At 35.8% G+C, this 15,585-nt stretch carries 13 protein-coding genes; 8 read left to right on the top strand and 5 right to left on the bottom strand.

Features of this window, described 5'->3' with window-relative positions; all coding sequences use genetic code 11:
• The first annotated feature begins 52 nt into the window (after positions 1 to 52).
• The 8 genes from AC3WTA_RS12015 to AC3WTA_RS11980 all read left to right on the top strand — a co-directional run bounded on the left by AC3WTA_RS12015 (position 53) and on the right by AC3WTA_RS11980 (position 7,665).
• Complete coding sequence (locus tag AC3WTA_RS12015) at positions 53 to 913, top strand: D-Ala-D-Ala carboxypeptidase VanY (protein WP_000759418.1); 861 nt, start codon at positions 53 to 55, stop codon at positions 911 to 913.
• Between the two features lie 278 nt (positions 914 to 1,191).
• A complete protein-coding gene (locus tag AC3WTA_RS12010) occupies positions 1,192 to 2,292 on the top strand; it encodes an amidohydrolase/deacetylase family metallohydrolase (protein ID WP_070169185.1) in 1,101 nt (366 codons plus the stop codon).
• The gene (locus tag AC3WTA_RS12005) at positions 2,270 to 3,373 is read left to right on the top strand and encodes a DgaE family pyridoxal phosphate-dependent ammonia lyase (protein ID WP_070169184.1); all 1,104 of its coding nucleotides are present in this window, start codon (positions 2,270 to 2,272) and stop codon (positions 3,371 to 3,373) included. The genes AC3WTA_RS12010 and AC3WTA_RS12005 overlap by 23 nt, the downstream gene beginning before the upstream one ends.
• A 1-nt stretch (position 3,374) precedes the next feature.
• A complete protein-coding gene (dagF, locus tag AC3WTA_RS12000) occupies positions 3,375 to 4,130 on the top strand; it encodes a 2-dehydro-3-deoxy-phosphogluconate aldolase (protein ID WP_000181913.1) in 756 nt (251 codons plus the stop codon).
• Positions 4,123 to 5,139 (top strand): sugar kinase, encoded by a 1,017-nt coding sequence (locus AC3WTA_RS11995; protein WP_001227488.1) that lies wholly within the window; start codon positions 4,123 to 4,125, stop codon positions 5,137 to 5,139. Before dagF ends, AC3WTA_RS11995 begins: the two co-directional genes overlap by 8 nt.
• On the top strand, positions 5,139 to 5,864 hold the full coding sequence (locus AC3WTA_RS11990; protein ID WP_000539289.1) for a GntR family transcriptional regulator: 726 nt from the start codon (positions 5,139 to 5,141) through the stop codon (positions 5,862 to 5,864). The genes AC3WTA_RS11995 and AC3WTA_RS11990 overlap by 1 nt, the downstream gene beginning before the upstream one ends.
• Positions 5,865 to 5,977: 113 nt before the next feature.
• Positions 5,978 to 7,303, top strand: coding sequence for a gluconate permease GntP (gene gntP, locus AC3WTA_RS11985; protein ID WP_087982671.1), 1,326 nt, complete (start codon positions 5,978 to 5,980; stop codon positions 7,301 to 7,303).
• Positions 7,304 to 7,473: 170 nt separating this feature from the next.
• Positions 7,474 to 7,665, top strand: coding sequence for a YjcZ family sporulation protein (locus AC3WTA_RS11980; protein WP_001290386.1), 192 nt, complete (start codon positions 7,474 to 7,476; stop codon positions 7,663 to 7,665).
• A 54-nt stretch (positions 7,666 to 7,719) separates the two neighbouring features.
• Here AC3WTA_RS11980 and AC3WTA_RS11975 read toward each other — a convergent pair whose 3' ends face one another.
• The 5 genes from AC3WTA_RS11975 to AC3WTA_RS11955 all read right to left on the bottom strand — a co-directional run bounded on the left by AC3WTA_RS11975 (position 7,720) and on the right by AC3WTA_RS11955 (position 15,583).
• Positions 7,720 to 9,693: an FtsX-like permease family protein gene (locus AC3WTA_RS11975; protein WP_492332888.1), complete on the bottom strand. Its 1,974-nt coding sequence runs from the start codon at positions 9,691 to 9,693 to the stop codon at positions 7,720 to 7,722.
• Positions 9,690 to 10,442: an ABC transporter ATP-binding protein gene (locus AC3WTA_RS11970; protein ID WP_000393250.1), complete on the bottom strand. Its 753-nt coding sequence runs from the start codon at positions 10,440 to 10,442 to the stop codon at positions 9,690 to 9,692. Before AC3WTA_RS11970 ends, AC3WTA_RS11975 begins: the two co-directional genes overlap by 4 nt.
• A gap of 20 nt (positions 10,443 to 10,462) precedes the next feature.
• The gene (locus AC3WTA_RS11965; protein ID WP_000145019.1) at positions 10,463 to 12,418 is read right to left on the bottom strand and encodes an ABC transporter permease; all 1,956 of its coding nucleotides are present in this window, start codon (positions 12,416 to 12,418) and stop codon (positions 10,463 to 10,465) included.
• Positions 12,419 to 12,486: 68 nt separating this feature from the next.
• Complete coding sequence (locus AC3WTA_RS11960; RefSeq protein ID WP_000145074.1) at positions 12,487 to 14,466, bottom strand: FtsX-like permease family protein; 1,980 nt, start codon at positions 14,464 to 14,466, stop codon at positions 12,487 to 12,489.
• 94 nt (positions 14,467 to 14,560) lie between these two features.
• The gene (locus AC3WTA_RS11955; RefSeq protein WP_000765339.1) at positions 14,561 to 15,583 is read right to left on the bottom strand and encodes a sensor histidine kinase; all 1,023 of its coding nucleotides are present in this window, start codon (positions 15,581 to 15,583) and stop codon (positions 14,561 to 14,563) included.
• Between the last annotated feature and the right edge of the window lie 2 nt (positions 15,584 to 15,585).

Here is a 15,585-nt window from a genome sequence, read left to right as displayed (position 1 = left end):
TTTAAGAGTTTTTTCTATTCTATACGTAAGTCACGTTAAGGAGGAACTAGAAATGAAAAAGTGGGTATTTATTTCTCTTTTTATATTATGTACAGTCTGTGTAGGCTTTTATATATCACCGTTATTTCAAAAGGAGATCGATGTTAAAATTGCGGGAAAAGATAATAAGGTAAAATCGGCGAATATTGAAAAGGTAGAGGTTACAAAAGAACAAGTTTATAAAGGTAATCTATTATTAGTTAATAAAGATTACCCCGTTAAAAAAGATAGTATTAGATCCGATATTATAAATGTAAATCACAATAGTGAATTAGTAAGAGGCTATGTGATATTTGATAGAAATCTTCGTTTATCAAAGGATGTTGTGAGCAAGTTTTTGAACGTTGTCGATGCAGCTGGGAAAGATGGCGTACAGCATTTTTTAATGAATAGCGGATATCGAGATTTTAATGAGCAAGAAAAGTTATATGAAAAAATGGGCTCTGATTATGCACTTCCAGCAGGATATAGTGAACATAATTTAGGATTATCACTGGATGTTGGATCTACGCAAAAGAAAATGGAGAAAGCGCCTGAAGGAAAATGGATTGAAGAGAACGTATGGAAACACGGATTTGTTTTACGTTATCCGAAAAATAAAAGTCATATTACAGGCATTCAATATGAGCCGTGGCATATACGTTACGTCGGCTTACCTCATAGTGCTATTATGCAAAAAGAGAAAATTACATTAGAGGAATACTTAGACTTCTTAAAAGAGAAAAAAGAAATTTCAACGAATGTAGAAGGTAAGAAATATACGGTTTCTTATTATAAAGTTTCCGGGGACATGAAAGTGAATGTTCCGGTAAATAAGCAGTATGAAATTTCGGGGAACAATGTGGACGGGGTTATTGTGACGGTTCAGGAATAGATAAAGAGGTTGTTCCGTTTTGGAGCAGCCTTTTCTTATATAAGAAAGGGATTGGCGTTTTTTGTCGGTAAATCGATACTCCTTGTCGAATCGTTGATATAATTTCCTGTACTATCAGAATTTTGAGGAGTATCTCTTATTTTACTTTTAAACATTATAACGTTATATTTACTTCTTCTTTTTTTTGTGTTACGCTAAACGTGTGAAAGAGACGTAAAAAATGAAACTTTAATGTAAGCGTATTCTTATGGCTTCTTATAGAAAAGGGTGGAAATACAATGACAGAACGATTCGTACTACGTAATGTGAAACGTGTGAACGGGGAAGAGATTGACATTGTAATTGAAAATAATAAAATCGCACAGGTGACGAAAGCTGGTGCTGGTGAAGGTGGAACGGTTCTTGATTACTCTGGTACTTACGTATCGAGTGGCTGGATTGATTTACACGTTCATGCTTTTCCAGAGTTTGATCCGTATGGCGATGAGGTAGATAAAATTGGCGTTAAGCAAGGGGTAACGACAATTGTTGATGCGGGTAGCTGCGGAGCTGATCGTATTGCAGATTTAGTACAAAGTAGAGAGCAGGCGAAAACGAATTTATTTACCTTTTTAAATATTTCTCGCATCGGTTTGAAACGAATTGATGAATTATCCAATATGGAATGGATAGATAAAGAGAAAGTAATAGAAGCAGTAGAAAAGTATAAAGATGTAATCGTTGGGTTAAAGGCGAGAATGAGTAAAAGTGTCGTTTGTGATAGCGGAATTGAACCGCTTCATGTTGCACGCTCTTTATCTCGTGAAACATCATTACCGATTATGGTACATATCGGTTCAGCGCCTCCTCGCATTGAGGAAGTTGTACCTCTTTTAGAAAAAGATGATGTGATTACACATTACTTAAACGGGAAAGAAAATAATTTATTTGATGAAGAAGGCAAACCGCTACCTGTATTAATAGATGCAGTGAAGCGCGGTGTTCATTTAGATGTTGGTCACGGTAATGCTAGTTTTTCTTTTAAAGTAGCAGAAGCGGCGAAGCGTCACGGTATTGCCTTTAATACAATTAGTACAGACATTTACCGGAAGAATCGTATACACGGTCCAGTGTATAGTATGGCTCACGTTCTTTCGAAATTCCTTTACTTAGGGTATCCGCTAGAAGAAGTAATTGATGCGGTGACGAAACATGCGGCAGAGTGGCTGAAGAAACCAGAGCTTGGCCGTATTCAAGAAGGCGATATTGCAAACTTAACTTTATTTACGGTGAAAGATGAACCGATTACGTTAATTGATTCAGAAGGGGATCAGCGCATTGCTGAAAGAAGAATTGATACGAAAGGGGTTGTAATCAATGGGTCATTCATTGAATGCTAAGTATGGATTAAAAAGAGTAATTAATGCGAGCGGTAGAATGAGTATTTTAGGTGTATCCGCTCCTACAAATACAGTTATGGATGCGATGAAACATGGTGGACAAAATTATGTGGAAATTGCAGATTTAGTAGATAAAGCAGGAGATCATATTGCGAGAATTCTAGATTCAGAGGCAGCAGTCGTTGTGAATTCAGCATCGAGCGGAATTGCGCTTTCTATCGCTGGTATCGTTACAGAAGGAAATCGCCGTAAAAGTGAAAGACTTCATCAAGAGGTCATCGCGAAAAACGAAGTGATTATGTTAAAAGGTCATAACGTTCAATATGGTGCTCCTGTTGAAACGATGATTTATTTAGGCGGCGGTAAGCTTGTTGAAGTGGGTTACGCAAATGAAGGGAAAGCAGAGCATATTGAAGATGCGATTGGTGAAAATACAGCAACGATTCTATATGTGAAATCCCATCATGCCGTGCAAAAAAATATGATTTCTGTTGAAGAAGCATGGGAAGTTGCGCAGCGAAATAACGTACCACTTATCGTCGATGCGGCAGCTGAAGAGGATATTCAAAAGTATGTAAAGTATTCAGACCTTGCCATTTATAGCGGTTCAAAGGCAATTGAAGGACCTACTTCTGGTATTGTCGGCGGTAAACGAAAATATATCGAGTGGCTGAAAGTACAATTACATTGCAGTGGTAGAAGTATGAAAGTTGGGAAAGAAACAACTTTCGGCTTACTTCAAGCGCTTGATGAGTACGGAGTAAAAGAAGATAAGAGTGAGCAAGAAAAAGAGTTATTACAAGTACTTATGCCGCTAAAAGAATTAAATGGTGTAAATGTAACGATCGTTCAAGATGAAGCAGGAAGAGCAATCTTTAGAGCGCGTATTCATATTAACGAGAAAGAGTTAAATAAATCAGCAAAAGACGTTGTAACAGCATTACGCGAAGGGGAAATCGCAATTTACACACGTGATTATGGAGTAAGACAAGGATTCTTTGACATTGACCCACGTCCACTTCAAGGTGATGACATACATGTAATTGAAGAAAAAATGAGAGAAATCGTAGGGGGAAACTAAAATGACAAACATTCAAAAACGTTTTTATAAAGGCCGTGTAGCATTAAATGTATTAGCAAACAATATCGAAAATGCAAAAGACATTTTTGAAGCGGCAGAAGGTTATGTAGTAGTGGGAGTGTTATCAAAAGACTATCCAACAGTAGAAGAAGCAGTAACTGCAATGAAAGCATACGGAAAAGAAATTGATGACGCTGTATCAATCGGACTAGGAGCAGGGGATAATCGCCAAGCGGCAGTTGTAGCTGAAATTGCGAAGCATTATCCTGGTAGCCATATTAACCAAGTGTTCCCTTCAGTTGGAGCGACACGTGCAAATCTTGGCGGAAAAGATAGCTGGATTAATAGTTTAGTATCACCAACAGGAAAAGTAGGGTACGTAAACATTTCTACTGGTCCAATTAGTGCAGCTGGAGAAGAAAAAGCAATCGTTCCAATTAAAACAGCAATCGCACTTGTACGTGATATGGGCGGAAATTCATTGAAATACTTCCCAATGAAAGGATTAGCGCATGAAGAAGAATATCGCGCAGTTGCGAAAGCATGTGCGGAAGAAGGCTTTGCATTAGAGCCAACAGGCGGAATTGATAAAGAAAACTTTGAAACAATTGTACGTATCGCATTAGAGGCAAATGTAGAGCAAGTTATCCCGCACGTGTACTCTTCTATTATTGATAAAGAAACTGGTAATACGAAAACAGAAGATGTTCGTGAGTTATTAGCGGTAGTGAAGAAGCTAGTTGATCAATATGCGTAAGAAAATTGCAGCATTTGGCGAAGTAATGATGCGCCTGCAAGTACCAGGATATGAATTGTTGTCACAAGCTAACACATTAAATTACTCATTTTCTGGTACAGGTGTGAACGTTGCAGCGGCGATTTCTCATCTCGGGCATGAAGGTTTTCTTATTTCAACTTTACCGGAAAACTCGGTTGGAGATGCTGCGATATCGCACATTCAAAAGTTAGGGATTCAGGCACCGTTTATTTCAAGAGGTGGTAAATATGTCGGCATGTACTTTTTAGAAAATGGATTTGGAGCACGTGCAAGCCGCGTTACATATTCAAATCGCCTAGAAAGTAGCTTTAATACGGCATATAAAGAGATGTATCAATTTGAAGAAATCGCCAAGGAAATTGATATCGTTCATTTTTGTGGAATTACACTTGCGATGAATGATACGGTGCGCCATCATATGAAATCTTTGGCGAAAGCAGTTAAAGAAAACGGAGGCACTGTCGTTTTTGATTGCAATTATCGTCCATCTCTTTGGGGAGAGGATGGATATGAGCAGGCGAAACCGCATTATGAAGAAATGCTGGCTCTTGCTGATATCGTTATGATGAATGAAAAAGATGCAATGTTCGTTCTTGGAATGAAAACAGAAGAGACAGAGCGAGAGGCGCAACTTGTTGATCTTATTCCGAAAGTGGCTGAAACATATCATATTGCTACAATTGCTGGTACACATCGCTCTATTAATAGCGATAATACACACTCGCTTCGCGGGTTTATATGTAAAGATGGTGCGTTCACTTTTGCAAAAACACTTACGTTTTCTGTATATGATAGAATAGGTGCTGGAGATGCTTATACGAGCGGGATTATTCATGGCGAGATAGAAGAGTTTGCACCAGAGAAAGCTGTTTCATTTGCGTCAGCAGCTGGAATGCTTGCACATACAATCGTCGGTGATACGCCAATGTCATCAGAGAAGGATATACTTCGGGCAATGACGGCATCAGTAGGTGATGTAGAAAGGTAGTGGGTGTAACGGTGAACGTAACGAGGAAAAAAGGACCATTATATTTACAAATAAAAAATATTATTCGTGATCGAATATTGCATGGTGTATATGCGATTCATACGAATATTCCTTCCGAACCGCAGTTAGAAGAAGAGTTCAAAGTGAGTAAAATTACAGTGCGTAATGCGATTAAAGAACTTGCTCAAGAAGGATATTTGGAAAAGAAAAGCGGTAAAGGAACGAAAGTCATCCGTAATACTTCTGCGACAAAGTTGTCAAAGGGAAAGAAATTTACAGAAGTGTTAGTGGAAGAAGGATATAAAGTACAAAAGAAATTACTAAAAGCAGAAGTCGTTCATAATGAAGAAGGAACAGTGCCATTTCGATTATTCGGTAAGGAGAGTTTTCGTATCGAACGTTTATATACGTTAAATGATGCACCGTACATTCATTATACGCACTATTTCTCAGCACACATGGCAAGTACAGATTTATCGGACTTTGATTTACAATCGCTTTATGATTTAGTTGAAGACCGAGGTATACATTTAGAAAACTTCAGAGATGAATTCGCAGTTGGACTCGCGCCTAGTTTCGTTGCAGAAGCGTTAGGTGAAAAAGAGGGGACAGCGCTATTAAAACGTATGCGTTATTCTTACGATGAAGTTGGCGAAGTAATTGAATATAGCGAAGGCTACTACAACACAGAAATGCAGCATTATGTAGTGAATTATGACGTATAAAAAGAGGGTATTCGCCCTCTTTTTTTATAAAGTGAAACTTTAATTGGGTTCATCCCGCACCAATTAGGTGTTTACTGTCCACAAATACGGGGGAAAAGTAAGGGGAATGAGAGATGGATATATACTTATTAATCGTCACGTTACTTGCAATCGCGATTGTTATTTTAGGGGTATCATGGTGGAAATGGCATGCATTTATTAGTTTAACAGTTGCGAGTTTATTTTTAGCCATCATGTCTGGACTGAATTTAACGAAAATAGTGACTGCCTATGAAACTGGTGTTGGTAGTGTACTAGGGCATTTAGTTGGTATTTTAGCTCTCGGAACAATTTTAGGAAAAATGATGTCCGATTCAGGGGCCGGCATGCAAGTGGCAGATTTCTTTATTCGATTTTTCGGTGTGAAGAAACTACCTTGGGCTATGTTATTTGCAGGATTTGTTATAGGGATTCCGGTATTTTTTGAAGTGGGGATTGTCATTTTATTACCACTTGTTATTTCCATTCGAAAAACGACGAAGCAAAATATATTATTAATTGCGTTACCTGTTATTGCTGGATTATCTATTGTGCATGGGCTCGTACCGCCACATCCAGGGGCGATGACAGCAATCGGTATTTATAACGCGAACTTAGGAAAAGTACTTTTATATTCATTAATTATCGCGTTACCAACAGCCATTATCGCAGGACCTATATTTGCAAAGTGGGTACATAAAAGGGTTATACCTGAAAATGAACCAGAGCTTGTTCGAGTTACGACAGTATCAACTGATTTACCAAGTCGTAAAGTTTCATTCTTTATTATTTTATTACCGGTTGTATTAATGATTTTATCAGTAGTTGCACCATATATTTCATTACCGAAAAAAATAACTGAATTTTTTGTTTTTATAGGAAGTCCAGTAATTGCTTTACTTATTTCATGTTTCGCAGCATTCTATTTACTTGGAATAAGACAAGGAATTAATAAAAAGGTCATTAAAAAATTAACGGATGAAAGTTTATTACCGGTCGGTTCCATTATTTTAATTATCGGTGCAGGTGGTGGATTTAAACAAATATTAATTGAAAGCGGCGTTGGAACGGCGATTGCACAAATGGCAGAACATATATCGTTATCACCAATTGTATTAGCGTTCATGGTAGCTGGATTAATTCGAATTGCAACAGGTTCAGCGACAGTAGCATTAACGACAGCAGCTGGAATTGTTTCACCAGTTATTCAGCACATGTCTGGAGTGAATTTAGAATTACTCGTTATTGCAACGGGTGCAGGATCATTAATGTTTTCTCACGTAAATGATGCAGGTTTCTGGCTTGTAAAAGAGTATTTAGGATTAACGGTGAAGGAAACATTTAAGACATGGACGGTACTGGAGACATTGTTATCATTTATCGCATTTGGTTTTGCACTTTTATTGAATATGTTTATTTAGAAGATACCTTAATTGGTATCTTTTTTTTTGATGAAGCCCATTTCCGAAAACAAGCCCTTTTTTAGGTGAGCCAAGCTTCCTATTCGCCCTGAAAACATACTATAAATGGAATCCCCTCATTTAGAACAAGAGGAACTTGTTGTGAATGATACTAAAGGAGGAATAGGGTAATGAGCGAAAAGTGTGAACACAGACATGATGATTGCGACCGTAGACGTGGATGCGGAGGCGGTTTTGCGCTTCTAATCGTATTGTTTATTTTATTAATTATCATCGGTGCTAGCTGCTTCGGCGGAGGCGGCGGTTGTGGCTATGGTGGTTATGGCGGTTACGCAGGCGGCTATGGTGGATATTGCTGCTAATTTTTTAAAAACTATTGAAAATGGCCTTGTGCAATACGCACAAGGCCATTTTATTCATATTTTTATATGCTGTGATAATTTATTAATATACAGAGAACGGATTAAGAAGAAGAAAATAATCTCGATAATCCCGAAAAAGGTGAGTACGATACATGTCTCTTTTAGTAAGGAGAAAGAAAACATGCTTTGTAAAAACTTAACCGCAAATAACGTGTGAACACCAGCAACGATATACGGAACAAAAAATAAAATTCCTAATTGAATGGTTGCAGAGCGAAACATTTCTAATTCAGTTAAGCCAAGCTTTGTAATCGTAATATACTTTTGTTTTTCAGTTGTTAAGTCATTATACATACGGAAATATAAGACACTAGCCGCACCGATAAAGAAGATAAAACCAAGAAATGCCCAAATAAAGAATTGAGCAACTGCATTTCCTTTACCGTAAATGAGTTCATCCGTAGCCGTATGTATGAAGAAAGGAACTTGAGCGTTCTCTTCTGTATGCTTTTCGTAGAACGCACGTGCATCACCACTAATAACGCGTAACATATTTCTGGTTGGAACTATTGCATTTTCCCAGTTTTCTACGAAGTAGTTATAGATTACGGTTGTTTCAATATGAGGAATCATATTATCAAATACATAATCTTGTACGACAGCTAAATGTGGGAATGCAAAGGATGGTTCTATTCCCTTATTAATAAACCCTTTAATATGAAATTCTTTTTTATTAGATCCGAGTGTAATCGTATTTTGCTTTGCAAATGGATTAGATACGAGATCGAGAAGTTCTGGTGAGTGGCGAGAAATAATATACACTTCTGTAGAATCGATTGTTATTTCCGGTCTTTTCAATTGTTGAGCGGTTGCGTTATAATCGCTCATCTTCATAAGCATAATATCTTCTTTTGAAGCTGTATCTTTTAAGACTGTAAACTTATATTTGTTGTACTGAAAATTACTAGTTGTAAGCTCCGTTTCAATTGTAGAAATATGCTTTTGCTCAAGGGAATTTTCACCTTCTGATGTATAAGTGAAGGGGACGGGATATCGCTCTAGTACTGATGCCTTCGTATTGTTATTAGCGGCGAATAACCCAATAATAATTGTAAATGCAAGTGCAGATAGCATAGAAACGATAAAGAGTACGTTAATATTACTACGGGTACGAGCAACTAAGTCCGAAATCCATAACATATTTATTTGTTTCAAATAAAACTTTCTACGCTTCTTTAAAATATAGATAAAAAGAAGAAATGTTTGTGAAAAGAATAAATATGTCCCGACTACTACGAGTGGTAAAATAGATAACATAATAAAAAAGACAGATCCATTTTGCACATTTTTTTCCGTTACGTAGCCTCGCGGATAACCAGCGATATAATAGCATAGCCCTAAACAAATTAAAGCGAATAAAGAGATGAGTATAGATGGTCTTTTTTCAGCTGGCATTTTCTTGTTCCCTTTAATGAGGTGGGCTGTTTTTCGAGTACGAATAAACATTGGTGTAAACGTAGAAACGATTAAAAATAAAATGATAAACGTTACGGTTGTAACGATAATCGCCTCTGTTGGCCAATATAAATAAAGGCCTTTCGCACTTGTTAATTTCGAAGTGACTAATAAGAAAAAGTTAGAAAACACGAGGCCACCTTGTATACCGATAAAGATGGACAATATCCCGATCATCATGTTTTCAGTAAATAACAGTCTTTTTAATTGTCTCTGTGAGATACCGAGAATTGTAAGTATCCCGAATTGCTGCTTCCGTACATTTAAAAATGTTCCAATTGAATATAAGAGAAAGAAGAACGAGAACATAACAATCACAAGCTGTGCCGTACTAGCTAAGTTCATTAGAGGATCACGTTCTTGAAAGCTTTGTACACTCTGTAACCGCGGGTGATACGCGTATACAGTAAATGAAAAGAAAACCATGATAGAAAACGCACTACTTACAAAGTAGGCGAAATATGCTTTCGAATTACGCGAGACATTTTTAAATGCGAATTGCCAAAATGTCATCCACGTCTCCCTCCTAATAATGCTAAAACATCTAATATTTCTTGATAAAATTTCTCGCGATATAGTCCGCGGTGTAGTTCGTTGTAAAGCTCACCATCTTTAATGAAAATGACGCGGTTACAATAACTTGCTGCAAATGGATCGTGCGTAACCATTAAAATTGTTGCATCTTCTTCTTTATTTAACTTCGTAAATAACTCCATTACATCGATCGCTGCTTTCGAATCTAAGTTTCCTGTTGGTTCATCGGCAAGTAGAAGTGACGGATGATGAATAACAGCACGTGCTACTGCGGTACGCTGTGCTTGGCCCCCAGAAACTTCAAAAATACGTTTGTCTAAAATATGATCAATGCCAAGCTTTTTTGAAATGTTATCAAGCTTTTCGTCCATTTCTTTTAATGGAACATTATCTAATGTTAAAGGTAGTACGATATTTTCACCGATTGTTAGTGTATCTAGTAGGTTAAAGTTTTGGAAAACAAATCCTAACTCTTGTCGGCGGAAAATAGCTAACTTCTCTCTACGAAATGTGTGCGGTTTTTTTCCGTTAATAACGACATCACCAGAAGTAGGTGAATCAATTGTAGAGATAACGTTTAAAAATGTAGATTTACCACTACCAGATGGTCCCATGATAGCGACAAATTCTCCTTTATCTACATGTAAATTTATATTTTTTAAAGCAGTATGAGGGACTTTTCCTTCATACACTTTTGAGACGTTTTTTATGTGTAATACTTCTTCCATAGTAATCACCTTTCTATCCTTTAGAACTTAATGTGTTGTGATAATTTTTGCATATAGAAGGAACGAATTAAAAGGAAAAATATAACTTCAACTGTTCCAAAAATCATCAGTACGACTGTAATCTCAGCGAAGAACGAGAGATGTAATATTTCTTGTAGCATCTTTGTCGCAAACATCGTATGAATCGATGCCATAATGTAAGGAACAAAGAATAAAATAGCAAGTTGAATGGTAGCAGATCGTTTCATTTCGGCTTCTGTTAAACCAATTTTTGTAATCGTTACATACTTTTCTTGCTCATTTGTTAAATCTGTATACATCCGGAAATAAAGAACACTGCCAGCACCGATAAAGAAAATAACACCTAAGAAAGTTCCAATTAAGAAGAATGAAGCGACATTTAGTTTAGTTGTGTATAGAGAATCGCTCGCTTCACTTGCATGGAATGGTGGGTGCTCAGCCTTAATCGCTTCATTATCATTATCAATTTTTGTTATAAATGCCGAACCGATGTTATTAGCTTTTTCCCAATCGTTAACTGTAAAGCTATACACACTCATCTGTTTTGAAACTGATGATAATGCTTCTACATTTTCATCAGATAGTATGAGTAATTGTGAGATTAAGCTGTTTGGGAAAGGATTATAATTTTTATATTCTTTCACTTGGAGCTGTAGACTGTTTTGAGTAAGTGTAAGAATATCTTTCCTTTCTGTATCATAAATTGTGCCAATGAATTGATCATCTATGTCTTTTATAAGGATATAAGATTCATTATTTTTCACGTTGAGATGTTCCCAATTTAACGCCTTAGCAAGTATATTGTAATCACTTTGTTTAATTGCATAATAGAGCTTTGGGTTTTCTTCAGCCGAAGATACTTCATATATATCCGTTTTAAGTTTTTTATAAGTAAAGTGCTCTTCATTAAATTTTTGTTCTAACCAATTTAAATGTTCATCCGCTAACGTATTTTCAGTATGTGATAAATACGTAAAAGGGAAAGGGTTTTGTCTTATTGCATCAAACTTTGTAAATTTCCCAAAACCGTATAAGAATGTAATCATAGTAAAAGCGAGTGTTGATAGCATCGCTACAATAAAGAGCATGTTAATGTTTGTCCGAATGCGCGCTGCTAAATCAGAAATCCAAAGCATATTCGTACGCTTCATATAAAATGTTCTTCGCGTTTTTAATATACGAATGAGTAAAAAACTAATTTGTGAAAAGAAAAAATATGTTCCAGCTGCGACAAGTGAAGGAATAACAAATATGCTAGAGACGGCATATAAGATTCCAATCATATCACCTAGGGACATAAAATATAACGGATTTGCTGCTAATACATATCCAGTTATTAAACATGTCGCACCAAATAGAGAGATGAGCACGGATGCTTTTCTTTCTTTTTGCTTTGTTCCTTCTTTTAAAAGACGTACAGCCTTTCTCGTCCGAATGAGCATCGGCGTAAAAGATGAAACGAGAATGAAGAGTCCAAGAAAGATGATCATAGTTAAAATAATAGCACTCGTTGGCCAATATAAATATAAACCAGGTACATGTGTAATTTTGGCGGTAACTAGTAGAAAGAACTGTGAAAAGACAAGTCCAAGTTGAATGCCGAAAAATATGGAAAGAACACCAATTAACATGTTTTCTAGAAATACAAGTCTTTTTAATTGTTTTTGAGATATACCAAGTACTGTTAAAATCCCAAATTGTTTTTTTCGTACTTTTAAGAAAGTACCGATTGAATATAGTAAAAAGAAAAAAGAAAAGAATACAATGACAACTTCTGAAATTGTCATTAATATGTTCAGAGCAGCATTCACGCCTGTCATATGCAATTTAGGATGAAATAAATAAACCGCAAACGAGAAAAAAATTGCAATGGAAAACGCACTACTTACAAAATAGGCGAAATAAGCTCTGGCGTTCCGGGTTACGTTTTTGAATGCAAACTGCCAAAATGTCATTCAACTGAACCTCCTAATAAAGTGAAGATAAAAAGAGTATGAAAGATACTCTTTTTATCACGTTTGTCTTAAATAATTTGTCCATTCGTATATTGTGATAATTTTTGCATGTAAAGTGAACGAATGAATAAGAAAAATACAATTTCAACGACTCCAAAAATAATAAGAACGGCTGCAACTTCTTTGAACAAAGATAGATCTATTACATCTTGTAGCATTTTCGTTGCAAACATTGTATGAATGGATGCCATAATGTAAGGAACGAAAAATAAAATACTAAGCTGAATGGTTGCAGATCGTTTCATCTCTTTATCTGTCACACCGATCTTAGAGATTGTTATATACTTCTCTTGTTCATTCGTCAAATCTGTATACATTCTAAAGTAAAGAACGCTACCAGCTCCAATGAAGAAAATAACTCCTAAAAATGTTCCGATTAGGAAGAATGCGGCACTACCAGACGTTATTTTATATAACGTTCCTGCTGATTCAAAGGATCGAATAAGAGGCCCTTCATACTGGGAATTATTTCGATCTTTTTGCACCTTTTCTATAAAATCATCCGCAATTTTATATGTCTGTTCCCAGTTTTGAATTTTGTAATTGTATGCTGATATATGTTTTACCGTGTTGGGTAAGTTATTTACGAGAATATCAGGTAAAACTATCGTTTGATATGAAAAGCCAGATGGAATTGCATTAACATGCTCATAGCCTTTTACTTTTAATTTCGTATTTGTACTAGAGAGTGTAATGTAATCTCTTTTGTAGCTTTGCTCAAATTCATTAAATATAGTGATATAAGAGGTCCCCGTTAACACGTATGCTTCGTTATCATCCATAAATAGTTGTTTCATTCGTAAAGAAGCAGCAAGTTTGTTATAGTCACTTTGCTTAATTGCGTATACGTCATTATAAATAGCTACATCTTTATCTTCTCTTAGTGGTGTTTCATATATATCAGTTTTGATTTTCTCATAAGGAAAATGCTCTTTTTGTAACTGTTGTTCAAGCCAATTTAAATGCTCAGTAACAAAAGGATTTGCATCATAAGAAAAATAAGAAATTGGGAAAGGAGAAGTTCTATTAACCTCTAGTTTAATAAACTTCCCAGATCCATATAGGAACGTAATCATTGTGAAAGCAATTGTAGAGAGCATCGCTACAATAAAAAGCATATTAATATTCGTTCGAATACGGTTTGCTAAATCAGAAATCCAAAGCATATTCACCCGCTTCATATAAAACTTTCTTCTTTTCTTTAAAATATAAATGAGTAAGAAACTAATTTGTGAAAAGAAAAAATATGTCCCGATTGTAACAAGCGTTGGGATAACAAAAATACTTGAAACCATATATATAACACCTATTTGCGGGCTTACTGATACGAAATATTTAGGATTTCCAGCTAAAGCATAACCACCTAATAAACAAATCGCACCAAATAAGGAAACAAGTATGGACGGTTTTTTTTCTTTTTGTTTTCCGCCATTTGTTTTTAAAAGGCGTACCGCTTTTTTTGTACGAATAAGCATTGGTGTGAATGTAGATACAATGATAAAAAGACTAAGGAAGACGATAGTCGTTAAAATAAAGGCGTTAATAGGCAAGTATAAATATATGCCTGGGACGTGCGTAATTTTTGCTGTGACTAATAAGAAAAATTGTGAAAATACAAGTCCAAACTGCATACCGAAAAAGATAGATAAAATACCGATTAACATATTTTCCATAAAAACGAGACGATGTAATTGCTTTCTCGATATACCTAAAACGGTCAAAACTCCGAATTGTTTTTTTCTAACTTTTAAAAAAGTACCAATGGAATATAGTAAAAAGAAGAAAGAGAAAAATACAATTACAACTTCTGAAAATATCATTAATCCTGAAATTTCAGCGTTCATGCTAAAGTTTTGTAATTTCGGATGGAATAAGTAAACAGCAAACGAAAAGAAAACAGCAATGGAAAAGGAACTACTTACAAAGTAAGCAAAATAAGCTCTCGAGTTGCGCGTTACATTTTTAAATGCAAATTGCCAAAATGTCATAATATGTACCTCTCGCTAGAAGGCAAATATGTAGTTTTATTGCAAAAAATGTATGAGAGTAAGTTCTCATACATTTTGCTAGCATATGTTCCGATCATGCTTCGGTCACCTTCTCCGTAGTTTCTGCTTGATTATTTGCAGCGTTGTGGAAGATGATTTTAATCGTCGTTCCTTTACCAACTTCAGAATCTAGTTTGACAGAGTGACCTAAATAATCACAAATTTTACTTACAATATAAAGTCCCATACCAGTAGATTCTCCGAATGCGCGACCATTTTTCCCAGTGTAAAACGGTTCAAATACTCTTCGAATATCTTCTTGCGGAATACCAACACCTTCATCGCGAACTTCTAAAATAATATCTTTTCCGTTTCGGTAAGCAGATAGGAATACTTTCTTTCCGCGCTCACCAGAGTAACGAACTGCATTTGTCATTAACTGATAAATGATGAACTTTAGCCATTTCGCATCAGAAGCAACTTTTAAATCGGAATGAACTTCTAAAACAGGGAAGACCCCGTTTCGAATGAATAGTTCTTTTAATCCGTTAATATTTTTTGTTACCGCATCTTTTAATGAAATCGTCTCAACATGGAAATCTTCATGGAAGTTATTTAACCTTGCCATATATAAAGCCATATCGAGCCCTTGATTTAATCGTTCTAATTCTTTTTTGAATTTCGGAATCAAATGTTCATCTTCCATTTCGAGCACCATAAGCTGCATAACAGAAACAGGTGTCTTCATTTGATGCACCCAGTGGTTAATGAATAATTGATGTTCTTGTTGTTTTACTTCATACGATTGTAGTTCTTTTTGGAATAGACGATACTGCGTGCGCACGAGTTCATTTACACCGTGAGGCATCGGAGCAGTTGCTCTTTCAATAAACGCATCTTCCATTTTCTCTGGTTGCTCACTTAATCTATGGTACATTCTACGATTGCGGACGTAACGATAAGCGAGGAAACAAATGAATAAATATAAACTTAAAACGACGAAGTAAAATTTATTATTTTGAAATCCATCTACTGCATCATAAAGAACGAAAATGATGCCGAAGTTTAATACATATAGTAGAAAAAATGCAAAATGATCACGTAAAAATAGCTTCATGC

The sequence above is a fragment of the Bacillus sp. EB106-07-01-XG149 genome, assembly GCF_058791555.1.
This window is presented reverse-complemented; position numbering and strand designations above follow the sequence as displayed.